At 70.3% G+C, this 21,463-nt stretch carries 22 protein-coding genes; 16 read left to right on the forward strand and 6 right to left on the reverse strand.

Translation table 11 applies throughout. The features are described from left to right. Window positions 1-16: 16 nt before the first annotated feature. The 3 genes from ACFYO0_RS30395 to ACFYO0_RS30405 are packed head-to-tail and all read right to left on the reverse strand — an operon-like array spanning window position 17 to window position 2,561. Complete coding sequence (locus tag ACFYO0_RS30395; RefSeq protein WP_388682421.1) at window positions 17-742, reverse strand: FAD:protein FMN transferase; 726 nt, start codon at window positions 740-742, stop codon at window positions 17-19. 10 nt (window positions 743-752) lie between these two features. Then, window positions 753-1,211, reverse strand: coding sequence for an FMN-binding protein (locus tag ACFYO0_RS30400; RefSeq protein ID WP_388682423.1), 459 nt, complete (start codon window positions 1,209-1,211; stop codon window positions 753-755). 12 nt (window positions 1,212-1,223) lie between these two features. After that, window positions 1,224-2,561, reverse strand: coding sequence for a ferric reductase-like transmembrane domain-containing protein (locus tag ACFYO0_RS30405; protein ID WP_388682425.1), 1,338 nt, complete (start codon window positions 2,559-2,561; stop codon window positions 1,224-1,226). Window positions 2,562-2,716: 155 nt separating this feature from the next. On the opposite strand from ACFYO0_RS30405, the gene ACFYO0_RS30410 reads away from it, so the two are divergent. The 7 genes from ACFYO0_RS30410 (at window position 2,717) to ACFYO0_RS30440 (ending at window position 9,281) form a co-directional block, all read left to right on the forward strand. Beyond that, entirely contained in the window at window positions 2,717-3,424 is a 708-nt protein-coding gene (locus ACFYO0_RS30410) for a response regulator transcription factor (RefSeq protein ID WP_388682427.1), read from the forward strand. Continuing rightward, window positions 3,421-4,863 (forward strand): sensor histidine kinase, encoded by a 1,443-nt coding sequence (locus tag ACFYO0_RS30415; RefSeq protein WP_388682429.1) that lies wholly within the window; start codon window positions 3,421-3,423, stop codon window positions 4,861-4,863. The genes ACFYO0_RS30410 and ACFYO0_RS30415 overlap by 4 nt, the downstream gene beginning before the upstream one ends. Window positions 4,864-4,995: 132 nt before the next feature. Next, entirely contained in the window at window positions 4,996-5,646 is a 651-nt protein-coding gene (locus ACFYO0_RS30420) for a GntR family transcriptional regulator (RefSeq protein ID WP_388682431.1), read from the forward strand. A gap of 63 nt (window positions 5,647-5,709) precedes the next feature. Next, on the forward strand, window positions 5,710-6,462 hold the full coding sequence (locus ACFYO0_RS30425) for a PIG-L deacetylase family protein (protein ID WP_388682432.1): 753 nt from the start codon (window positions 5,710-5,712) through the stop codon (window positions 6,460-6,462). Further along, window positions 6,459-7,169: a 4-carboxy-4-hydroxy-2-oxoadipate aldolase/oxaloacetate decarboxylase gene (locus ACFYO0_RS30430; protein ID WP_388682434.1), complete on the forward strand. Its 711-nt coding sequence runs from the start codon at window positions 6,459-6,461 to the stop codon at window positions 7,167-7,169. The genes ACFYO0_RS30425 and ACFYO0_RS30430 overlap by 4 nt, the downstream gene beginning before the upstream one ends. A gap of 32 nt (window positions 7,170-7,201) precedes the next feature. Next, the gene (locus ACFYO0_RS30435) at window positions 7,202-8,260 is read left to right on the forward strand and encodes a 4-oxalomesaconate tautomerase (protein WP_388682702.1); all 1,059 of its coding nucleotides are present in this window, start codon (window positions 7,202-7,204) and stop codon (window positions 8,258-8,260) included. 70 nt (window positions 8,261-8,330) lie between these two features. Then, the gene (locus tag ACFYO0_RS30440; RefSeq protein WP_388682436.1) at window positions 8,331-9,281 is read left to right on the forward strand and encodes a catechol 2,3-dioxygenase; all 951 of its coding nucleotides are present in this window, start codon (window positions 8,331-8,333) and stop codon (window positions 9,279-9,281) included. Between the two features lie 90 nt (window positions 9,282-9,371). Here ACFYO0_RS30440 and ACFYO0_RS30445 read toward each other — a convergent pair whose 3' ends face one another. Continuing rightward, window positions 9,372-10,307, reverse strand: coding sequence for an alpha/beta hydrolase fold domain-containing protein (locus ACFYO0_RS30445; protein WP_388682438.1), 936 nt, complete (start codon window positions 10,305-10,307; stop codon window positions 9,372-9,374). A gap of 221 nt (window positions 10,308-10,528) precedes the next feature. On the opposite strand from ACFYO0_RS30445, the gene ACFYO0_RS30450 reads away from it, so the two are divergent. The 4 genes from ACFYO0_RS30450 (at window position 10,529) to ACFYO0_RS30465 (ending at window position 14,615) form a co-directional block, all read left to right on the forward strand. Next, the gene (locus ACFYO0_RS30450) at window positions 10,529-11,287 is read left to right on the forward strand and encodes an FHA domain-containing protein (RefSeq protein ID WP_388682440.1); all 759 of its coding nucleotides are present in this window, start codon (window positions 10,529-10,531) and stop codon (window positions 11,285-11,287) included. Between the two features lie 80 nt (window positions 11,288-11,367). Beyond that, window positions 11,368-11,763: a helix-turn-helix transcriptional regulator gene (locus ACFYO0_RS30455; protein ID WP_344386716.1), complete on the forward strand. Its 396-nt coding sequence runs from the start codon at window positions 11,368-11,370 to the stop codon at window positions 11,761-11,763. Between the two features lie 52 nt (window positions 11,764-11,815). Continuing rightward, complete coding sequence (gene modA / locus ACFYO0_RS30460) at window positions 11,816-12,598, forward strand: molybdate ABC transporter substrate-binding protein (protein WP_388682442.1); 783 nt, start codon at window positions 11,816-11,818, stop codon at window positions 12,596-12,598. A gap of 40 nt (window positions 12,599-12,638) precedes the next feature. After that, on the forward strand, window positions 12,639-14,615 hold the full coding sequence (locus ACFYO0_RS30465; RefSeq protein ID WP_388682443.1) for an ABC transporter permease: 1,977 nt from the start codon (window positions 12,639-12,641) through the stop codon (window positions 14,613-14,615). A 211-nt stretch (window positions 14,616-14,826) separates the two neighbouring features. Here ACFYO0_RS30465 and ACFYO0_RS30470 read toward each other — a convergent pair whose 3' ends face one another. Beyond that, window positions 14,827-16,941, reverse strand: a complete 2,115-nt coding sequence (locus ACFYO0_RS30470) for a molybdopterin oxidoreductase family protein (protein WP_388682704.1) — start codon at window positions 16,939-16,941, stop codon at window positions 14,827-14,829. A gap of 328 nt (window positions 16,942-17,269) precedes the next feature. Here ACFYO0_RS30470 and ACFYO0_RS30475 point away from each other — a divergent pair, with 328 nt between their 5' ends. From ACFYO0_RS30475 to ACFYO0_RS30490, 4 genes are all read left to right on the forward strand, one after another. Continuing rightward, a complete protein-coding gene (locus tag ACFYO0_RS30475; RefSeq protein ID WP_388682444.1) occupies window positions 17,270-17,659 on the forward strand; it encodes a cell division protein SepF in 390 nt (129 codons plus the stop codon). A 92-nt stretch (window positions 17,660-17,751) separates the two neighbouring features. Continuing rightward, window positions 17,752-19,008, forward strand: coding sequence for an ATP-binding protein (locus ACFYO0_RS30480; protein ID WP_388682446.1), 1,257 nt, complete (start codon window positions 17,752-17,754; stop codon window positions 19,006-19,008). Continuing rightward, window positions 19,005-19,349 (forward strand): nucleotide pyrophosphohydrolase, encoded by a 345-nt coding sequence (locus ACFYO0_RS30485; protein WP_388682447.1) that lies wholly within the window; start codon window positions 19,005-19,007, stop codon window positions 19,347-19,349. The genes ACFYO0_RS30480 and ACFYO0_RS30485 overlap by 4 nt, the downstream gene beginning before the upstream one ends. A gap of 233 nt (window positions 19,350-19,582) precedes the next feature. Further along, complete coding sequence (locus tag ACFYO0_RS30490) at window positions 19,583-20,056, forward strand: DUF6099 family protein (protein ID WP_388682448.1); 474 nt, start codon at window positions 19,583-19,585, stop codon at window positions 20,054-20,056. A 55-nt stretch (window positions 20,057-20,111) separates the two neighbouring features. On the opposite strand, the gene ACFYO0_RS30495 is transcribed toward ACFYO0_RS30490, so the two are convergent. After that, a complete protein-coding gene (locus tag ACFYO0_RS30495; RefSeq protein ID WP_388682450.1) occupies window positions 20,112-20,276 on the reverse strand; it encodes a hypothetical protein in 165 nt (54 codons plus the stop codon). 186 nt (window positions 20,277-20,462) lie between these two features. Between ACFYO0_RS30495 and ACFYO0_RS30500 the strand changes: the two genes are divergently transcribed. Further along, window positions 20,463-21,386 (forward strand): LLM class F420-dependent oxidoreductase, encoded by a 924-nt coding sequence (locus ACFYO0_RS30500; protein ID WP_388682452.1) that lies wholly within the window; start codon window positions 20,463-20,465, stop codon window positions 21,384-21,386. Window positions 21,387-21,463 lie beyond the last annotated feature (77 nt).

A 21,463-nucleotide genomic window follows, 5' to 3' on the forward strand; every position in this document is an offset into this window, starting at 1 on the left:
TCGTACTCAGACCCCGTCACGCCGCCGTCGGAAACCCCTTGGTCCGGAACACCCTCCGCTCCGCGTCCACCGCGAACACCTCGCAGTCGTCTCGTGCGGCGGCCCAGTCGATGCCTTCCGGGCCCATGGCGAAGGCCGCCGTCGCCGTGGCGTCCGCCTCCGTGAGGGACGAGGACACGACCGTCACGCTGAGGAGGCCCGTGGCCGGGCGGCCGGTGCGGCCGTCGATGATGTGGTCGCCCCGTTCGTAGCGTGCGGAGGTCGCCACGGCGCTGTCCGTCACATCCAGGACCGTGCAGAGCTTGTCGGCCTGTTCGGGGTGCCGTACGCCCACCCGCCATGGACCGCCGGCCGCGACCACGTCGCCGCCGGCGTTCAGGCAGAACCGGGACGGCCCGGTCGCCGCCACCAGGTCCGCCGCCCGCTGCACCGCCCAGCCCTTCACCATGGCGCAGGGATCGAGGCCGCGACCGGGCAGCCGTACGTCGAAGGCGCCCCCGGTCGCGACCCGGTACCTCTCGCACAGGTCGAGGATCTCCGCCAACTCCGGACTGATGTCGTGGAGTTCGAGCTCACCACGGTCGAGCCGCGACACCTCGCTGCCGGGCTTGAAGGGGCTGAACCGTTCGTCCACCTCGCGCAGCCAGTCGAAGGCCCGGTCCGCGGCCTCGGCGGCATCCCCTTCTCCCTCGTCCATCCGTACGGAGATCGGGAACCCCATGATGTGCTCGACCCGGCGCACCCTCAGCCCCTCAGCTCTTCGCGTCGATCGCGGCCTGGAGGGACTCGACGTAGCCCTCGCTGGTGATCGTGGCGCCGGACACCGTGTCGATGTCGGCGCTCTGCGCCTCGAGCGTCTCCTCGATCAGCTTCGGCACGGCGGCTTCGGTCTGCGGGTGGTTCGGCTGCTGCAGCATCCGTACGGAGCTGATCGTGTCACCCTCGAAGGTCACCTCGACCTGCACGGGGCCCTTCTCGGTGTTGAGGGTCGACCCCGCGATGACCTGGTTCGACGTGCCCGAACCAGAGGATCCCGTGTCGGACGATCCCGAGTCCGAAGAGCCCGAGCCCGACGAGGCAGCCGCGGACGGCGTCGAAGCCGGTGCCGCGACCTCGGTGCTCGACGACGAGGTCTCGGCCGACGGTGCGTAACGCCAGACCGGGATCAGGGCAGCGACGCTCACGACCAGGACAGGAACTGCTCGCTTCATGGTGTCGTCCCCTCATCCGGCCAGGCTGAAGCGTTCGAAGTGGATCTGCTGCTTGGGCACGTCCAGGTCGCGCAGGGTGCGCAGGACGGCGCCGGTCATGCCGGGCGGGCCGCAGACGTAGACGTCCCGGTCGGCGATGTCCGGGACGAGCCGCGTCAGTTCGGCCGGTGCCAGCTTGTCCGGGGTGGCCGGGCCGCTGACCAGGAACAGGTGGGCGCCCTTGGCGTGGGCCAGTTCGCGCAGTTCGTCGTAGAGCACCGCGTCCCGGTCCGTGGCCACGCGGTAGATGACGGTGGCGTGGCCGTGCAGATCCTCCAGCAGCGCCCGGATCGGGGTGACCCCGACGCCGCCCGCGATGAGCAGGGCGTCAGGGCGGGTCCGGTGCATCGTGGTGAAGGCGCCGTACGGGCCCTCGGCGAACACCCGCGTGCCGACCTTCAGGTGCCGCAGCGCCGCCGTGCCGTCGCCGGCCGTCTTCGCGGTCAGCCTGAGGCTCCGGCCGTCCGGGGCGGCGGACAGCGAGAAGGGGTTGGCCTGCCACCAGCGGCCCTTGGTCATGAACCGCCACAGGAAGAACTGGCCGGCCCGCGCGGGCAGCCGGTCCAGATCGCGGCCGGTGATGTAGACCGACACCACGTTGTCGGACTCGGGGACGACGGCCGAGACGCGCAGCTGGTGCCGCAGATTGCGCCACAGCGGCAGCACGAGCCGGCCCACGAACACCGAGCCGAGCGCCACGCCCCACAGTGCGTACCAGTACGTCGTGGCCGCCGAGTTCGTCGTGAAGGTCGTGCCCACCGCGACCTGGTGCGTGAACGCCAGCACCACCGCGACGTACGTGTAGAGGTGGATGAAGTGCCAGGTCTCGTACGCCATCCGGCGCCGGGCCCAGCGCGCCGAGACCGCGCCGACGACCATGATCAGCACCAGGGCGACGATCGCGCGCAGCACACCCTCGACGGTCTCGGCGAGGTCCACGAGCTGGCTGACGGGGTCCATCGACGAGGACTCGGCGTAGCCGAGGGTGATGAACACGCCGTGCCCCAGCAGCGACCACAGCAGACCGAAACCGACCCAGCGGTGCCAGGAGGTCAGCCGGTCCATGCCGATCCGGTGGTCGAGCAACGGCAGCCGGGCGACGAGCAGCAGTTGGAAGGCCATGAGGAGTGCGGCGTACAGGCCGGTCAACCGCCCCAGCAGGAGGAGGGCGTTCGAGTTGAGCCCGGACTGGAAGAAGAAGGCGGTCACCACCGCGACGTTCGCGGCCAGCAGGGTGTGCAGGCCGGTGCGGGCCACCATCTTGGGGCGTATCGCCGGTGTGGGGGGTCTGACGCGTTGGACAGTCGTCACGGGACGGCAACTCCTCGATCAATGATCCGGGGATACCGAGCCTGCCTGGTGGGAGCTGTCGTTCAGCTGTCGGTCAACTTTCAAGTTTTTATCGATGTGAGTCTGGAGGGGGGACGGCTATGGGCGCCAGGAGTCACGTGAAGCACTATGAGCGGGTGGAAAAAGTACGCCTGCTCGTGGTGGACGACGATCCGCCCATCGCCGACCTCGTCGCCACCGTCGCCCGCTACGAGGGGTGGGACGCGGTCACCGCGTATTCCGGTGAGGAGGCGCTGCGCCAGGCCGCCGAGTTCCACCCCGACATCGTGGTGCTCGACCTGATGCTTCCCGACCTGGACGGATTCGGTGTGCTCGACCGGCTCCGGCTGTCCGGGACGATGGTGCCCGTCGTGTTCCTCACCGCCCGCGACGGAGTCGCCGACCGCATTGCGGGCCTCACCCGGGGCGGCGACGACTACCTGGTCAAACCGTTCGCGGTGGAGGAGCTCATGGCCCGGCTGCGCACCGTACTGCGCCGCAGCGCGGGTCCCGCCTTCCAGCGGTCCGTGCTCCAGGTCGCCGACCTGACGATGGACGAGGACACCCGTGAGGTGCGGCGCGGCGAGAAACTGCTCACGCTCACCCCGACCGAGTACGAGGTGCTCCGCTATCTGATGCGCAAGTCGCCGACCGTGCTGACCAAGGCGCAGATACTCGACCACGTCTGGGAGTACGGCTTCGGAGGCCGCTCCAACGTCGTGGAGCTGGTCGTCAGCAGGCTGCGCCGCAAGCTCGAAGGGCCTGACGAGTGCGCTGACGGCCGGGCACCGCTGATCCACACCGTGCGGGGCGTCGGGTACGTGGTGCGGCAGGTCACCGGGTGATCGGCCGGCTGAGGCGGACGTATCGCAGACTGCGCCTGGGCACCCGGCTCGCGCTGGGCCTGGGCGTGCTGTCCCTGATGGTGTTCGCGGTCGTCGGTACGGCGCTGACGACGTACATGCGGGACTACCTGTCGGATCAGCTCGACACACAGCTGGCGCAGGCACAGATCGCCCAGTCCAGGAACATCGAGGAATACGGCACGCTCTCGGGAAAGAAGTACTACAGCTGGTTCTACGCCGTGTACGACGTGTCGGGCGGTACGCCCGTGCTCCGCAAGCCCGAGGAAGCCTCCGACCTGCCGAAGGACGTCGACGACTTCACCGCCCTGGCCCGGGCGCAGACCGCCGCGGACACGGAGCTCCTGCGCACCGAACACCTCCAGGGCAAGGGTGAGTACCGGCTGCGCGCCTGCGAGGTCGAGCCCGGCGTCATCCTGGTCAGCGCCGCGCCCATGGAAGGCATCGACGACACGGTGGGGCAGCTGATCACGATCCAGGTCGTCACCTTTGTGCTCGCGATTCTCGCCCTCGTGGTGTCCGGCCGGGGGATGCTGCGGCGCGGTCTGAAGCCGCTGAGCGACATGGCGCACACCGCCCGCGGCATCACGTCGCACGACCTGACCGACTCGGCACGGCTGCCGGTGCGCCACGACGGGCGCAGCGGCGGCCCCGAGGTCGAGGAGCTGCGCACCGCGTTCAACACCATGCTGGAACACATCGACGACTCGCTCGCCGTCCGCACAGAGGTCGAACAGCGGCTGCGCCGCTTTGTCGCGGACGCCTCGCACGAGCTGCGTACGCCCCTGATGTCGGTACGCGGCTACGCCGACCTGTTCCAGTACGCGGCGGCCCACAGTCCCGAGGAGCGGGACAAGCACCTGGCCCGGCTGCGTGCCGAGGCCGCGCGGATGGGCGTACTGCTGGACGACCTGCTGCTGCTCGCCCGGCTGGACGCCGCCGATGTGGAGGCGCCGCTGCGGCTGGAGGAGGTGGACCTGGTGGAACTGGTGCACCAGGCGGCGGACGCCTTCCGCGTGGGCCGGACGGACCACCCGCTGACCGTCACGCCCGGTCCTGGCCCGGTGAGGCTGTGGCTCGACCCCCTGCGCATCAGGCAGGTGCTGGACAACCTGCTCTCCAACGCCGCGGTGCACACCCCGGCCGGTACGAAGGTGTCGGCCGAGGTGTCCGTCGAGTCCGGCATGGCGGTGGTGCGGGTCGCCGACGCAGGCCCCGGCATCCCGGCCGCCGACCAGCACCGCGTCTTCGACCGCTTCTACCGCGTCGACAAGGCCCGCAGCCGCGACCGGGGCGGCAGCGGCCTGGGCCTCGCGGTCGCGCACTCACTGGCCCGGGCCCACGGCGGAACCCTCGAACTGACCAGCTGTCCGGGCTCGACGACCTTCACGATCAGGCTTCCGCTCGGCCGGACGGCCTGAGTAGCCGCCTCCCGAGCCCGCTGTCTGCGACGGCCCTGAGGCTTCCTGCGTGGCGCAGTATGTGAACGAAATTGTTGACAATTTTGTTCACCTGCATTTACGGTCGACAGGCACTCACTCAGGGAGAGCACGATGGCGGACGAAGGCAGGCCGAGCGGCGGAGAGCAAGCGAAGCAGCACGCGCTGACGCAGCTGCGGCAGGCGATCCTGCGCGGCGAGATGGCACCGGCCCAGCGGCTGGTGGAGAACGAACTCGCCGAGCAGTTCGGTGTGACACGGGCCAGCGTGCGCGCGGCACTGATCGATCTTGCGGCCGAGGGACTGGTCGAGCGGATCCCCAACCGCGGCTCACGGGTCCGGCTGGTGACGGTCGACGAAGCGGTCGCCATCACCGAGTGCCGCATGGTCCTCGAAGGACTGTGCGCGGCCAAGGCGGCCGTCGAGGCCACCGACGACCAGCTGACCGAACTGGCCGACCTCGGCACGGCGATGAGCAAGGCCGTCGCCGACGGCGAACCGATGACCTACTCCGGGCTCAACCAGGAACTGCACGCCAAGATCCAGCAGTTCTCCGGCCAGCAGGTGGCCGTGGAACTGCTGGACCGGCTCAACGCGCAACTGGTGCGCCACCGCTTCCAGCTCGCACTGCGCCCCGGGCGCCCCCAGCTGTCCGTGAACGAACACCTGGCCATGATCGAGGCGATCAGGGCCCGCGACCCCCAGGCGGCCGACGCGGCCGCCCGCGACCACCTCACGAGCGTGATCGACGCGTTGCGCGAATAGACGCTGCGCGAATGAGGCCGCGGGAGTGGGTCGACTGACCTTTCCAGCAAGGAGATTGCAGCCATGACGCACGACGAAACGGCGCCCGCACCCCCACGCTCGACCCTCGTCATCACCGCGCACGCCGGGGACTTCGTATGGCGGGCCGGCGGAGCCATCGCCCTGGCCGCCTCCCGCGGTGAGCGGGTGACCATCGCGTGCCTGACCTACGGCGAGCGGGGCGAGTCCGCCAAGGCGTGGCGCCAGGGCAAGACGCTGGAGGAGATCAAGGGGATACGCCGCGAGGAGGCCGAGAAGGCCGCGGCCACCCTCGGTGCGGAGGTCGTCTTCTTCGACGCCGGCGACTATCCCCTCCTCGCCACCCCGGAGCTGACCGACCAACTCGTGGGCACCTATCGGAAGACCCAGCCCGACGTCGTGCTCACCCACCCGCTGGAGGACCCGTACAACGGCGACCATCCGGCCGCCGCCCGGATGGCCCTGGACGCCCGCGTGCTCGCCCAGGCCATCGGCTACCCGGCCGATGGCGAGATCATCGGAGCCCCGCCGGTGTTCTTCTTCGAGCCGCACCAGCCCGAGATGTGCGGCTTCAAGCCGGAGGTTCTCCTGGACATCACCGAGGTGTGGGAGACCAAGCGCCGGGCCATGGAGTGCCTGGCCGCGCAGCAGCACCTCTGGGACTACTACACCGACCTCGCCATCCGCCGCGGCGTCCAGCTCAAGCGCAACGCAGGCCCCAACCTCGGCCTGCCGCACACCACTTACGCCGAGGCCTACATGCGCCCCTACCCGCAGATCACCGGGGAGCTGGCATGAGCGGCGTGATCGTCACCAACCCTCCCAAGGCCTCCGAGAAGGACGTGGACGCCCTCTCCGCGTACGGCGTGGCCACCGTCCACGAAGCCGTCGGCCGCACCGGCCTCCTCGGCCCCCACCTGCGCCCCATCCAGCAGGACGTGCGCATCGCCGGCACCGCGGTCACCGTTCTGAGCTGGCCCGGCGACAACCTCATGATCCACGCGGCGGTCGAGCAGTGCGGCGAGGGCGACCTCCTCGTCGTCACCACCACCTCGCCCTCCACGGACGGCATGTTCGGCGAACTGTTCGCCACCGCGCTCCAGAAGCGCGGAGTACGCGGCCTGGTGATCAACGCGGGCATCCGCGACACCGCGGAACTGCGCGAGATGCGCTTCCCCGCCTGGTCCGCCGCCGTGTCCGCCCAGGGCACCGTGAAGGCGACCGGCGGCTCGGTCAACGTGCCGGTCGCCATCGGCGGGCAGATCATCCGGCCCGGCGACGTGATCCTCGCCGACGACGACGGCGTGATGTGCGTGCCCCGCGAGCAAGCCGCCGAGGCCGTCGCGGCGTCAGCCGCCCGTACCGCCAAGGAGGAGGCCTCCCGCGCCGCCTTCGCCGGGGGCCAACTCGGCCTGGACCGCTATGCGTTGCGGGAGACCCTCGTACGCCTGGGGGTGCGGTACCGGTCATACGCCGACTACGCCCGCGACGAAGCCGGATCGTGAGCGGCGGGCCCGAGCCCGAGGAGGTGCGCTGCATGCTGATGCGCGGCGGTACCTCCAAGGGCGCCTACTTCCTGGCCGACGACCTGCCCACCCAACCCGGCGTACGCGACGACCTGTTGCTGCGCGTCATGGGCAGCCCCGATCCGCGCCAGATCGACGGGCTCGGCGGGGCGCACCCGCTGACCAGCAAGGTGGCCGTGGTGTCGGCCTCGGCCGATCCCGAGGTGGACGTCGACTACCTGTTCCTCCAAGTCGGCGTCGGCACGAGCGAGGTGTCGGACCGTCAGAACTGCGGCAACCTGCTCGCCGGCGTCGGACCCTTCGCCGTCGAGCGCGGGCTCGTCGCCCCGGCCGACGGCGAGACCTCCGTACGGATCCGTATGCTCAACACCGGGGAACTCGCCATCGCGACCTTCCCCACCCCGGACGGACGCGTCGACTACACCGGCTCCGCCGAGATCTCCGGAGTGCCAGGGACCGCGGCGCCCGTGGCCATCGAGTTCATGCCGGGCCGCAGCCCGTTGCTGCCCACGGGCAAGATCCGCGACACCCTCGCCGGTACTTCGGTGACCTGCGTGGACAACGGGATGCCGACCGTACTGATCGCCGCCTCCTCCCTGAAGATCACCGGCTACGAGGACCCCAAGTACCTGGAGAAGGACGCGGCCCTCGCCGATCGGCTCCGTGAAATCCGCCTGGAGGCGGGCCCGTTGATGGGCCTCGGCGAGGTCGACGGCACCACCGTGCCCAAGCTCAGCCTGCTGGCCCCGCCCGCGCACGGCGGCGCGGTGATGACCCGCACCTTCATCCCGGTCCGCTGCCACACCTCCATCGGCGTTCTGGCCGCCGCGAGTGTCGCCGCCGGGCTGCGGATCGAGGGCGGCGTCGGCCAGGACGTGGCCGAACTCCCGGCAGCGGGGGAGCGGTTGCGCATCGAGCACCCCACCGGGTTCCTGGACATCGAGGCGGTCGTCGACGCGGGAGGCGGCGCTCCGGTGGCTCGCCGCACGGCCGTTGTCCGCACCGCGCGCAAGATTTTCGACGGGACGGTATACCCCGGGCCCGCCGAAACCGCCGCGCCCCGTTCCTGAACAACTCCCTTTCGCTGCACCAGCGTTCCCGCACCGCCTTCCCCGTACCCTCGTCCCTGCGGAGCTCCCTATGACACCGCCCCTCGGAGACATCGCCCACCTCGGGCACGTCGAACTGCTCACACCGGACCTGGACCGCAGCCTCGCCTTTTTCACCGACTACCTCGGCCTGACGGTCAACGGCGAACGCGGCGACTCCGTCTACCTGCGGACCTGGGACGACTACGAGCACCACAGCCTGGTCCTCACCGCGCACGAGACCTCCGGCATCCGCCGCACCGCACTGCGCGCCTCCAGCGAGGAGGCCCTGCAGCGCAGGGTCGAGGAGCTGGCGTCCGCGGGACACGAGGGCCGCTGGACCGAGGACGAGCCGGGCATCGGTCCGCTCCACGTCACCACCGACCCGGACGGCCACGAGGTCGCCCTGTACTGGGAGTCCGAGTGGTACCAGGCCCCGGAGGCGCTCAAGCCGGGTCTGAAGAACCAGCCCCAGGCCAAGCCGGGCCACGGTGTGGCCGTCCGCCGCCTCGACCACGTCAACTACCTCGCCGCCGATGTCGCCGCCAACGCCGACTTCCACCAGCATGTCCTCGGCGCCCGCCCCACCGAGCAGATCCGGCTCGACAGCGGCAGGATCGCCGCGAAGTGGCTGACGTTCACCAACAAGTCGTACGACGTCGTCTACACCGAGGACTGGACCGGCTCCCGCGGCCGGCTGCACCACATCGCGTTCGCCACCGACACCCGCGAGGACATCCTGCGCGCCGCCGATCTCGCCCTGGACACGGGCGTGTTCATCGAGACGGGCCCGCACAAGCACGCCATCCAGCAGACGTTCTTCCTGTACGTCTACGAGCCGGGCGGCAACCGCGTCGAACTGTGCAACCCGCTCACCCGACTGGTTCTCGCCCCGGACTGGCCCCTGATCACCTGGACCGAGGAAGAGCGGAAGAAGGGCCAGGCCTGGGGCCTGAAGACCATCGAGTCCTTCCACACGCACGGCACGCCGCCGGTCGGCTGACGTCTCTCACGTGCTCCCTCACCCCCTCCGGTGACCTACCTTCCGGACGAGAGGAGAACAGGCCCGATCCGGTTCACCGCCCACGCCCGCCTACGCGTTGGTGGCCCGCCGCACATGGTCCGCGATCAGCGCGTAGACCGGCCGGGCGGCCTCGGCGTCATTGAGGTCGTAGCCGTGGTCGGCCTTGGGGACGAGGTGGTGCTCGGCCAGTGCTCCGGCCTTGTCGAGTCGCCCGGCGTACCGCTCGCCCTCGGCGCGGAGGAGGTCGTACTCGGGGGTGATGACGAGTGCCGGGGCGATACCCGTGAGGTCGGCTGTGTCCGCCGGGTTGGCCGGAGAGACCAGACGGTCGGTGCGTCGGGCGGGGTCCGGCACGTACGAGCTGTCGAAGATCGCGGCCATCCACGGTCGCAGCGTCGGCTTGGGGATGGCGGCCTTCTTGTCCTTGGCGCTCGTCGCGAGGTCGAGCGGCGGATAGTGGAGGACCTGGAGCGCGATCGCGGGCCCGCCGGTCCCAAGGGCCTGACGCGCCACCGCCGCCGCGAGACCGCCGCCGGCGCTCTGCCCGCCCACGGTGAGCCGGCTGCCGTCCCAGCCGTGCTCGCCGCCATGCGCGGCCACCCAGCGGACGACCTCGTACGCCTGCGAGGGTGGGGCGGGGAACGGGTGCTGCGGCGCGACCACGTAGTCCACGTTGACCACGACCACGCCCGCCTCCGCGGCGAGGTAACGGCACAGTGCGTCGTCCATCTCCGCTCCCGGCAGAACGTATCCGCCGCCGTGGAAGTTGACGTGGACCGGCGGGAGTGCCCCATCCTCGGATTTGGGCATGTACACCACGACCGGGGCCGGAGCTATGGACGTCGGCACCGTCAACTCGCGGACGTCGCGCGGAAACTCGGGAAGCCGCTCACGCCACGAGGCCACGGAGCCCCGCCCACTGGCTCGTCGGCTCGCGAGCCCGAGCATGCGCTGCATGGTCTTCGCGGCGAAGGAGGCCACTGCCGGCCTGGCCAAGAGAGACATACGGCTCCGTTCGGGGATGGTTCCTTGTCGAGGTCAATCATCAGGATTCCTGGCGATTGATGATGGGGGTGATAGTAGCCGTGCTGCCCGCGGAGTGACCCCGCCGGGGACCGGTCCCGTATCCCCGCGGGCACACTGGCGCCGGGGTGCGCGGCGGAGGGGTACGCGCACCCCACCCGCCGACCGACTCCCCGACACCGAGGAGACGGATGGAGGCCACCATGGATCAGCTCGCGAGTCTGGCTCGCGGTGTCGCCAAGGCCAGTCCAGGTACCTTGCATGCGCGCTCACTGACCGGCGGCATCAGGGTCCCGCCACGACCGGGCCTGACGATCCGCTTCGGTCGCGGCGAGCAGCCGGACGTGGACCTCGCGGTGGGCCAGGACGACCTGCGGGTCAGCCGCCGGCACGGCGAACTCACGTACCGCGCAAGCCAATGGTGGCTGCGCAATACCGGACAGCAGCTCGTCCGCCTGCCGCATGGCCGCCTGACGCACGAAAGCACCGAGCCCATCCCGCTCACGCCCGGCTACACCCCGCTGTTCGTGAGGGGGTCGGGCTACCGGGAACACCTGGTCGAGCTGTATGCGACGGGCCACGACGCCCCCGGCCTCGTACCGCGCCGCCAGGCGAGCACCCTGAAACCGCGGATCTGGCCGCTCTCCGAGGACGAACGGCTGCTGCTGGCCGTGATCGGCCAGCACTACCTCCTGTACGAGGGCGGCCCGCGCCCCCTGTCCTACCGGCGCGCCGCCCGCCTGCTGGAGTGTCTGCGCCCGGACGACAACTGGACCGAGCGCCGTATCGAGCACAAGATCACGGAGGTTCGCAAGCGCCTCCACAACGGCGACTTCCCCTACCCGCTGATACACGACAAGGAGTCCGGAGCGCCCACGGACAACAACCTCCTGCACAACCTCCTCAGGGGCCTGGTCGAATCGACCACCCTCGTCCCGCCGGACCTGGAGATGATCGACTAGAGCTTATTGAGTGGCACTTGCCGGGTGTGATCCCATTCATGCATTGCAGATGCGAGGCAACACGGCTTAATCTGGCGCACATGCAGTCCTACACCATCGGGCAGGCGGCCCGGCTGCTCGGTGTCAGTGCCGACACCGCGCGCCGCTGGGCGGACGCAGGCCGCGTCGCGACGCACCGCGACGAAGGCGGTCGTCGCCTCATCGACGGCCGTGATCTGGCCGCCTTCTCCGTCGAGATCGCGCAGAGCGGCAGCGGTGAGGAGGAGCACCCGTACACCTCGGCGCGCAACGCGTTCCCCGGCATCGTCACCGCCGTCAAGCTGGGCGACGTCGCGGCCCAGGTGGAGATACAGGCGGGCCCGCACCGCCTCGTCTCCCTGCTGACCCGGGAGGCCGTCGAGGAGCTGGGCCTGGAGGTCGGTATGCAGGCCACCGCACGCGTGAAGTCGACCAATGTGCACATCGACCGTGCCTGATCACCCGCCGGCCACGGCCTCCGGCATTGCTCCTTGCAAGGAGCCCCCCGGCATGTCCCTTCTCCGTACCGGGCGCCGCGCCGCCGCCGTACTCATCGCCGCCGCCCTGCTCGGCTCCCTCGCCGCCTGCGGCACCGGCGGGACCGAGCAGACGAGCGGGAGTTCGGACACGGCGAACCTCACCGTCCTGGCCGCCTCCTCCCTGACCGATGTCTTCAGGACCGCGGGCGCGGCGTACGAGAAGGAGCACCCGGGTACGAAGCTGGCCTTCTCCTTCGCCGGATCCCAGGAACTGGCCGCGCAGGTGAAGCAGGGCGCCCCCGCCGACGTACTCGTCACCGCAGACACCCGGACGATGGACGGGCTGAAGGCCGACACCGGCAGGGCGACCGTCATCGCCAAGAACCGCCTGGTCATCGCCGTGGGCGCGGGAAACCCGAAGAAGATCGAGGGCCTCGAGAACCTCGCCGACAGCGAGGTGAAGACCGTACTCGCGGCGCCCGAGGTGCCGGTCGGCCGCTACAGCAGGCAGGTCCTGGCCGACCGGAAGATCACGGTGAAACCGGTCTCCGAGGAGCCCAACGTCCGGGCGGTGCTCAGCAAGGTCGAACTCGGCGAGGCGGACGCGGGCATCGTCTACAAGACCGACGCGGCCACGGCGGCCGACAAGACCGACGCGATCACGATCCCCGACGAGCAGAACGCCATCGCCTCCTACCCCGCCGCCACCCTCAAGGAGTCGCAGCACTCCACGGTGGCCACGGCCTTCGTGAAGTGGCTGTCCTCGCCGCGGGCCCAGCAGATCCTCCGCACCGCGGGCTTCGAGAAGCCGTGACCATGTGGGGGGCGTGATCAGTGATGAGTCGTGGCCAGTCATGAAAGTCCCACGCCCTGGCGGCCCGCGTTCCGATATCGGGCGAACCCGCGTCCGCTCCTCCCGTACCCCGCTCACCCTCGCCCTCCCCGCCCTGCTCGCCATCGCCTTCCTGCTCCTCCCGCTGGCCGGTGTTCTCGCCCGTACCGACTGGGGTGAGCTGGGCGGGCACCTGACCAGCCCGGGCACCAGCGAGGCGCTGAAGCTCTCCCTGGTCGTCTCCTTCTGGTCGCTCGGCCTGTCGCTCGTGCTCGGCGTCCCGCTGGCCTGGCTGCTGGCGCGCGTACCGTTCCCCGGCAAGGCCCTCGTGCGCTCGCTCGTCCTGCTGCCGATGGTGCTGCCGCCCACCGTCGGCGGCGTCGCGCTGCTGCTTGCCTTCGGACGGCGCGGGCTTCTCGGGCCCTGGCTGGAGGACGTCTTCGGCATCACGCTGCCGTTCCACACCTCGGGCGCGGTCGTCGCCGCCACCTTCGTCTCGATGCCCTTTCTGGTGATCAGCCTCGAAGGGGCGATCGCCGGACTCCGGCAGGGTTACGAGGAGACCGCCGCCTCCCTCGGGGCCTCGCCGCTCCGGGTGTTCGCCACGGTGACGCTGCCCATGGTGGCCCCCGGTCTTGTCGCCGGAGCCGCGCTGACCTGGGCCCGCGCCCTCGGCGAGTTCGGCGCCACCATCACCTTCGCGGGCAACCTTCCGGGCACGACGCAAACACTGCCCCTCCAGGTGTACCTGCTGCTCCAGGAGAACCCGCAGGCCGCGACCTCCGTCTCGCTGCTGCTGCTCGCCATCGCCATGGCGGTCCTCGTCGCCCTGCGCGGCCGCTTCACGGGTACGCCGGGCAGCGCTCGCCCGTACCCGACCAAGCCACCCGTGGACGAGGGGAGTTCACCCGCGAACACTCCCGAACCCCCCGCTGCGTACGAGGGTGCCCCGGACAAGGAAGGCTGGTCCCTGCATGCCGAGGTCACCGGCTTCGACCAGCTCGTCCTGGAAGCGGCCCCCGGCACCACGATCGCCGTGGTGGGCCCCAACGGCGCGGGCAAGACCACCCTGCTGCGGGCCCTGCTCGGCCTGACCCCCCGCGCCCACGCCGCACTGCACCTCGGCGACATCGACGTCACCCAACTTCCCCCGCACCGCAGGTCAGTCGCCTGGGTCCCGCAGGACGGCGCGCTCTTCCCGCACCTCACCGCACTCGCCAACACGGCGTACGGCCCGCGTGCCCACGGCGTACCGCGCGCCGAGGCCCGCCGCGCCGCGCAGGACTGGCTCGACCGGCTCGCAGTGGGCCACCTCGCGCACCGTAAACCCGCCCAGCTCTCCGGCGGCCAGGCCGGGCGGGTCGCCCTGGCAAGGGCATTGGCCGTACGCCCCCGGCTCCTGCTCCTCGACGAACCGCTCGCCGCCCTCGACCAGACCACCCGTGCCCAGGTACGGCATACCCTGCGCCGTCACCTCGAAGGCTTCGGCGGAGTCTGCCTGATCGTCACCCACGACCCGGTCGAGGCCGTGTCGCTCGCGGACCGCGTGCTCGTACTCGACGAGGGCCGCGCCGTCCAGGACGCCCCACCCGCCGAAGTCACCCGGCATCCACGCTCGCCATGGGTGGCCCGCATGCTCGGCCGCAACGCCTGGCCCGGCACGGCGACCGCCGACGGGCTCGAACTCGCCGACGGCGGAGGGCGGTTGGTGATCGCGGACCCGCTGCCCGCGGGCACGGAAGCCCTCGCGATCATCGCCCCCGAAGCGGTCGCCGTCCACCGCGACAGGCCAAGCGGCAGCCCGCGCAACGTCTGGCCCGGCACCGTCCGCGAGATCACCGCCACCGGCAGCAGACTGCGCATCCTCATCACCTCCGACCGCGCACCGGACGTGGTCGCGGAGATCACCCCACAGGCAGCTGCCGAACTCGGCCTCGCGGACGGGGCTTCGGTATGGACGAGCATCAAGGCGACGGAGACGACGGTCGTACGTCTCTGATCCCGCCGCAGCCCACAAGAGGGCCCGTCGGCGTGATGTGCGGCACGACCGCCTCGGTCTCGTCCAGCCCGAGGACCGTGGTCGTACAGTTTCGCGGGAGGACGGTTCACAGCTTGAGGGGGGCATGCGTGACCTTGTTGGAGGGGGACCCGCGGTCGGTCGGGGGATACCGGCTGGAGGGCAGACTCGGCGCGGGTGGTATGGGCGTGGTCTACCGGGCCAGATTCTTGGGGGAGGGTAGGGACGGCGGGGGCGAGGAAACCCTCGCCAACCCCACCGCGCACACCTTCAACTCCGGCTGGAACGACACCGGATCGACCGCGTCACTGGTCACCGCATTGATGCTCAGGTAGTCCCCGAAGAGATCGTTCCAGTGGAAGGGCGCGAAGCAGCACCCCGGCCGGACCCGGTCCGTCACTGCGGCGGGCAGCACGGCCCGCCCACGCCGTGAGGCGACTTCGACCGCATCACCGTCGGCGATGCCCAACTCCCGGGCGTCCTGCGGATGCAGTTCCACGAACGGCCCGGGGTTCAGCTTGTTGAGCTTGGCAACCTTCCCCGTCTTGGTCAGCGTGTGCCACTGGTGCTGAAGCCGCCCGGTGTTCAGTACGAAGGGGAAGTCGTCGTCGGGCATCTCGGCGGCCGGGATGTGCGGCCGCGCGTAGAACACCGCCCGCCCACTCACCGTGGGAAAGGCGAGCTCCCCGTCCACGTACCGGATCGGATTCCGGTCCGGTCCCTCCTCCCGCGCGGCCGGCCACTGCACGGACCCCGCCCGCAGCCGCTCGTACGTCACGCCGCGCAGATCCCACCCTGTCTTCGGATTCCAGGCGCGCTTGATCTCCTCGAAGACGTCCTCCGCGCTCTCGTACGAGAACCTCTTCTCGTACCCCATCGCGCAGGCCACCCGCGCGATGAGCTGCCAGTCCGCAAGCGCCTCGCCGGGCGGGTCCGCGGCGGGCGAGGCGAGGGTGAGATTGCGTTCGCTGTTGATGAGGACGCCCTCGGTCTCCGTCCACATGGCGCCCGGGAGTACGACATCGGCGTACGTGTTGGTCTCGGTCTCTGCGAAGACGTCCTGTGTGACGACGAATTCGGCGGCCTCAAGCCCTTCGATGACGGTCCTGCGATTGGCGACCGAGGCGACGGGGTTGGTGCAGATGATCCAGCAGGCCTTGATCGCGCCGTCCGCCATCTTCTGGAACATCTCGACGGTGCCCTGCCCGACACCGTCCTTCCGGAGCGTGTCCGGGGGCAGCTCCCACAGCTCCTCGACGAAGGCACGCTCCTCGTCGACGAGGACGGACCGCTGCCCCGGAAGGCCCGGCCCCATGTACCCCATCTCACGGCCGCCCATGGCGTTGGGCTGGCCGGTGAGAGAGAAGGGACCGGAGCCGGGGCGGCAGATCGCACCGGTCGCGAGATGCAGGTTGACCAGGGCGTTCGTGTTCCAGGTGCCATGCGTGGACTGGTTGAGTCCCATGGTCCACAGGCTCGTCCACTCGCCCGCCCGGCCGATCAGCGAGGCGGCTTCGCGGATGCCGGCCTCCGGGATGCCGGTGATCTCGGCGACGGTGGCAGGCGGATAGTCGGCGAGGAAGCCGGGCATCGCCTCCCAGCCCTCGGTGTGCGCGGCGATGAAGGCGGGGTCGGTGTGGCCGTTCTCGTGCAGGAGATGCAGCAGCCCGTTCAGCAGCGCAAGATCCGTACCCGGCTTGATCTGCAGGTACAGGTCGGCCTTCTCGGCGGTGGCGGTACGCCGCGGATCGACGACGATGAGCTTCGCGCCCGCCTTGACCCGGTCCATCATCCGCAGGAACAGAACCGGATGGCAGTCGGCCGTGTTCGAGCCGATGACGAAGAAGACGTCGGCCTTCTCGAAGTCCTGGTACGAGCCGGGCGGACCGTCGGCGCCCAGGGACAGCTTGTAGCCGGTGCCCGCGCTCGCCATGCACAGCCGGGAGTTCGACTCGATCTGGTTCGTCCCTACGAAACCCTTGGCCAGCTTGTTCGCCAGATACTGGGCTTCCAGGCTCATCTGCCCGGAGACGTAGAGGGCGAAGGCGTCCGGGCCGTGCTCGTCGATGATGGCGCGCAGCCGCCGGGCGGTCTCGGCGATCGCCGCGTCCACGGGCGTGGGCACCGGCTCCGCGCCGCGGCCGTCCCGTATGAGGGCGGTGCCGAGCCGCCCAGGCGCGGCGAGCATGTCGGCCGTGGTCGCGCCCTTGGCGCACAGCCGTCCGAAGTTCGCGGGGTGTGCCTTGTCGCCGGACGCCTTCAGGACCGTACGCCGCCCGTCGGGGCCCATCCCGATGCTGAGGAGCATTCCGCAGCCGACACCGCAGTACGAGCACACGGTCCGTACCTGTGTGCTGCTGCTCTGCGGGCCCTGTGCGGCCACGGGTGGCCCCTTCTGGTCGGTGGCCGGCGGGTTGTCCCGTGTTTGATACGGAGTCCGGCGCTTGTTGATACGGAGTCCGGCGTTCGAGCGTTTAACGACTGATCGCCGGGGTTGCACGCGCCACACAGCCGTCGAGGGCGTGATGTACGGCACGGCCGCGTCGCGGACCGTGTCGCTGTTGGGCCGAACGGGTGAGCATGCGCAAGAATTGCCCGGTGCAGGAAATCAGTGCGAGTCAGGTCGGGGGGAGCCGGTGAACGGCCACGACGTCACCGATGAACAGTGGGAAGGGCTCGCCCAGGTCGTCCCGCTGCGCGGCCGAGACGCCTGGCCGTCGGCGGTCGACCACCGGTCGATACCCGAGGCGGACACCGAACCGCGCCGCCGTTTCGTCGTGCTCCGGGTCAATGTGTTCGGTGACGCACGCGAGGTCGCCGAGACGCTGATGGCCGGTGTCCCGGTCCTCCTCGACCTCACCGGCGCCGAACCGGACGTCGCCAAGCGCGTACTGGACTTCAGTACGGGCGTGGTCTTCGGGCTGGCGAGCGGCATGCACCGGGTCGAGCGGAACGTGTTCCTGCTCACGCCACCGGGCACAGAAGTGGGCGGGCTGATGGAGGGTGCGGGAGTCCCCGGCGTCTGACGATCACTTGCTTGACCTGCTGATCCCTCGATCGTAGGAAGGTCTGCCGGGCGGAACGGTTCGGCAGGCCGGCGGAAGCCTACGGTCCGGATATGACCGTGCCCTTGCGATTCCAGAGCGCCGCCACCGTGGATGCCGTGCCCGCCGAAGACGCTGCGCGTGGCGGGGCCGCCTGCCACGACGGGCGGCCGAGGGTCACCGCGCTGCGGCTGTCGGCATTCGCCACACACCGGCGCGCGGAGTTCCCGCTCGGCCCGCTGACGCTCTTCGCGGGGCCCAGCGGAAGCGGCAAGAGCAGTGCGCTGCGGGCCTACGAAGCACTGGCACGGCTGGGCGGCGGGGCGTCGCTGGGCGAAGTGTTCCCGGATCCTGGCGCCTGCGTTCCCGAGCGGGCCCGGCCCGATGCCGGGCGGCGGCGCGGGTTCCGCATCGGCTGCACGGTGGACGGTCCCGCAGGAGTCGTACGGCTCGACCTCGCTGTGCAGGCCGAGCCCGAACTCCGCATCGTCGGCGAGCGGTTGACGACCGGCGGGCTGACCCTGCTGGAGACGGCCCTGCGCGATCCGAGCCGCCCCACGGTGCAGGCGGCCTGGCACACGGCGGGCTCGTCCCCCGTGACCCGGGCCCCGCTCCCCGACGACCGGCTCGGCACCGCGCTGCTGCCCCTGCGTGTGGCCGGCAGGACGGACGGCCAGCGCCAAGTCCTCGCCGCCGCCGAGCAGATGGTGGTCGCCCTGCGCTCCGTCTTCGCCTGCGACCCGGTACCCCGGCACATGCGCGCGCCCGTGCCGCTCGGCGCGGGACGTCTGCTGCCCGGCTGCGACAACCTCGCCGAGGTGCTGTGGCGCACGCGCTCGGAGTGCGGGAGGCGGCACGGGCTGCTGGTCGCGGCGGTACGGGACGGGTGTGCGGGTCAGGTCGTGGACGTACTGGCCGAGCAGGTTTCGTCCGGCGCCGGACAGGGATCGGTACCGACGGCTCGGGCGGTCCGGGCCGTCCGGGCGGCCCCGGCAGTCCGGGCGGTGCTGGACCGGGGCGACGGGCTGCGGACGCCTCTGGGAGTGCTGGGAGATGGGGAGTTGAGGTATCTGGCCCTCGCACTGGTGCTGCTCACCGGGCCGGGTGTGCTGGAGGTCGACACGGCGGGGGAGGTGCCCGAGGCGCTCCAGACGCTCACGGTTCTGGCCGACGGGTTCGACCGCGATCTGGACGTACGTCAGCGGGACCAGCTCGTAAGGCTCGCGGCGCGGATGTGCGAGCGTGGGCACATTCGGCTGGTGGGGGCCGTGAGCGACCCGTCCTGGGCCTCGGGAGCGGACGGGGTCGCGGTGGTACACCTTGAGCCGTGACAGAACTTGATGTGGCCCAGCTCCAGCGCAGACTGGCCGAGTTCGCGGCGGCGCGGAACTGGCAGAAGTACCACACCCCGAAGAACCTGGTCGCCGCGCTCAGCGTCGAGGCCTCCGAACTCGTCGAGATCTTCCAGTGGTTGACGCCGGAGGAGTCGGCCCGGGTGATGTCCGACCCGAAGAAGGCGTCCCGCGTGACGGACGAAGTCGCTGACGTCCTGGCGTACTTGCTCCAGCTGTGCGAGGTGCTGGACATCGATGCCCTCGCGGCACTGTCCGCGAAGATCGACCGGAACGAGGAGAGGTTTCCGGTGGGGGAGGGGCCGGGAGCCGGGGAATGACGTGTGGCGTCGGGGCGTCGGGGCGTCGGGGCGTCGGGGCGGCGCAGGGGCTTGGAGGCCACGGAGGGCCGATAGTCACTCTCCGGAGTCATCAAGTTGTCCACACTCGAATTATTGTCCACAGATTTCCGGCTTCCTCTGGCTTTTCGTCCCAAGGAGCTTCACTCTGGGTAGTGGCAGGCAGAGTTCGGGCAGGCGTGTGAAGAGCGCGTCGGGACAGACGAGGACAGTGCATGGACGCGGTGCGACTCATCGGTGCGAGCAGGCGTGCCCTGATGGGAAGTGAGGACGCGCGGGGCATCATGGCGGAGGCCTGCCAGGCACAGGCCCTCGCCCAGGCGATAGGCAGTCGCCTCGCGATGTCCGGCCCTCCCGAATTACGGGGCGAGGCAATGGGGTTGACCGAGCTGGCGGGCAGAGGCTGCGGCGTCCTGGATGTGCCCCTGCCGAGAGCCGGCACCCTGCGTGCCGCGCAGCTCACGGAACTCGGCGATGCCCGCCGAGCTCTCGTCGACCTCGGCGGCCTCCTGGGAGAGGTGGGCATCGCCCTTGTGGGAATCGCGTCCGCGGCCGACGACGAGGCCACTTACTGGCAGTGCATGGAGGCCATCGACGCGGCGGATGAGTCCCGCGACAGGGTTCTGGAGATGCTGCGCAGACTGGCGGTTCGGGATGAGGCTGAGCAGGAGCGGGGGTCCGCGGCGTAGGGATTCGCCCCCGCCGCAGGCGCCGCCGGATGAGCCGACCGTCAGGGCGGCGCAGTCAGGCGTTTTTGGAGCCGTCCGTCGGGGACGCGTCCGGGCGCGTGGCCGACTGTTGGATGTCGGCGTCGAGTTGGGACAGGTCCGCGTTGAGGGCGGCCATCAGCTCCTCCATCTGTTGCAGCAAGCCTTTGGGCTGCGACGACGGAACAGCTTCCTGGGACATGAACGGCCTCCTCGGCAACGCGCCGGTCGGTCCGGCTCCGCCCGACTCCAACGAAGACCGCCGGGGCCAGTCACTGCCAAGAGCCCACCATCCGCGCGGAGTTGACGGATTTCACCCGGCCGAGGACGAGGCGGTAGTCGGCGGGACCCTGGCGTTGACCGCTGTTCGACCGTGCAGTATGGAGGCATGGATCTTCGAATCTTCACCGAGCCCCAGCAAGGGGCCAGCTACGACACCCTGCTCGCCGTGGCCAAGGCCACCGAAGACCTCGGCTTCGACGCCTTTTTCCGCTCCGACCACTATCTGCACATGGGCTCCGTGGACGGCCTCCCCGGCCCCACCGACGCCTGGATCACCCTCGCCGGACTCGCTCGCGAAACCAAGCGCATCCGGCTCGGCACCCTGATGACGGCCGGTACCTTCCGGCTGCCCGGCATCCTGGCGATCCAGGTCGCAGGGGTCGACCAGATGTCCGGCGGTCGAGTCGAACTGGGCCTGGGCGCGGGCTGGTTCGAGGAGGAACACAAGGCGTACGGCATACCGTTCCCGAAGGAGAAGTTCGCCCGGCTGGAAGAGCAACTGGCGATCGTCACGGGCCTGTGGGCGACGGAGGTCGGCCAGACCTTCAGCCACCACGGCACCTACTACGACCTGACCGACTCGCCCGCGCTGCCCAAGCCCGCACAGGCCAAGGTGCCGGTACTCATCGGCGGTCACGGCGCGAGCCGTACGCCGCGCCTGGCGGCCCAGTACGCCGACGAGTTCAACATGCCGTTCGGTTCGATCGAGGACACCCAGCGCCAGTTCGGCCGCGTACGGGCGGCGGCGGAGGAGGCAGGGCGTAAGGGCGACGACCTGGTCTACTCCAGCGCGCTCGTCGTCTGCGCCGGCAAGGACGATGCGGAGGTCGCCCGCCGCGCCGCCGCGATCGGCCGCGAGGTGGACGAACTGAAGGCAAACGGCCTGGCCGGCTCCCCGGCCGAGATCGTCGACAAGATCGGCCGCTACACCGAGGTCGGTGCCCAGCGGCTCTACCTCCAGATCCTCGACCTCGAGGACCTGGACCACCTGGAGCTGCTCTCGGCCCAGGTGCAGTCGCAGCTGTCGTAACCCGAGTCTGATTACCGGCCCCGGCAGCCGTGATCGTTGACAGGTGGTTCCGGGTCCTTGGTAACTCCGCCCGGTGC

This window comes from Streptomyces sp. NPDC006365 (genome assembly GCF_042870755.1).
Taxonomy (GTDB): domain Bacteria; phylum Actinomycetota; class Actinomycetes; order Streptomycetales; family Streptomycetaceae; genus Streptomyces; species Streptomyces xiangluensis.

Bases quoted from the DNA above. Each gene is read 5' to 3' on its own strand.
- ACFYO0_RS30400 (WP_388682423.1), bottom strand. From the start codon at position 1,211: ATGAAGCGAGCAGTTCCTGTCCTGGTCGTGAGCGTCGCTGCCCTGATC.
- ACFYO0_RS30420 (WP_388682431.1), top strand. From the start codon at position 4,996: ATGGCGGACGAAGGCAGGCCGAGCGGCGGAGAGCAAGCGAAGCAGCAC.
- ACFYO0_RS30425 (WP_388682432.1), top strand. From the start codon at position 5,710: ATGACGCACGACGAAACGGCGCCCGCACCCCCACGCTCGACCCTCGTC.
- ACFYO0_RS30430 (WP_388682434.1), top strand. From the start codon at position 6,459: ATGAGCGGCGTGATCGTCACCAACCCTCCCAAGGCCTCCGAGAAGGAC.
- ACFYO0_RS30435 (WP_388682702.1), top strand. From the start codon at position 7,202: ATGCTGATGCGCGGCGGTACCTCCAAGGGCGCCTACTTCCTGGCCGAC.
- ACFYO0_RS30440 (WP_388682436.1), top strand. From the start codon at position 8,331: ATGACACCGCCCCTCGGAGACATCGCCCACCTCGGGCACGTCGAACTG.
- ACFYO0_RS30445 (WP_388682438.1), bottom strand. From the start codon at position 10,307: ATGTCTCTCTTGGCCAGGCCGGCAGTGGCCTCCTTCGCCGCGAAGACC.
- ACFYO0_RS30450 (WP_388682440.1), top strand. From the start codon at position 10,529: ATGGATCAGCTCGCGAGTCTGGCTCGCGGTGTCGCCAAGGCCAGTCCA.
- ACFYO0_RS30455 (WP_344386716.1), top strand. From the start codon at position 11,368: ATGCAGTCCTACACCATCGGGCAGGCGGCCCGGCTGCTCGGTGTCAGT.
- modA (WP_388682442.1), top strand. From the start codon at position 11,816: ATGTCCCTTCTCCGTACCGGGCGCCGCGCCGCCGCCGTACTCATCGCC.
- ACFYO0_RS30465 (WP_388682443.1), top strand. From the start codon at position 12,639: ATGAAAGTCCCACGCCCTGGCGGCCCGCGTTCCGATATCGGGCGAACC.
- ACFYO0_RS30470 (WP_388682704.1), bottom strand. From the start codon at position 16,941: ATGCTCCTCAGCATCGGGATGGGCCCCGACGGGCGGCGTACGGTCCTG.
- ACFYO0_RS30480 (WP_388682446.1), top strand. From the start codon at position 17,752: ATGACCGTGCCCTTGCGATTCCAGAGCGCCGCCACCGTGGATGCCGTG.
- ACFYO0_RS30490 (WP_388682448.1), top strand. From the start codon at position 19,583: ATGGACGCGGTGCGACTCATCGGTGCGAGCAGGCGTGCCCTGATGGGA.
- ACFYO0_RS30495 (WP_388682450.1), bottom strand. From the start codon at position 20,276: ATGTCCCAGGAAGCTGTTCCGTCGTCGCAGCCCAAAGGCTTGCTGCAA.
- ACFYO0_RS30500 (WP_388682452.1), top strand. From the start codon at position 20,463: ATGGATCTTCGAATCTTCACCGAGCCCCAGCAAGGGGCCAGCTACGAC.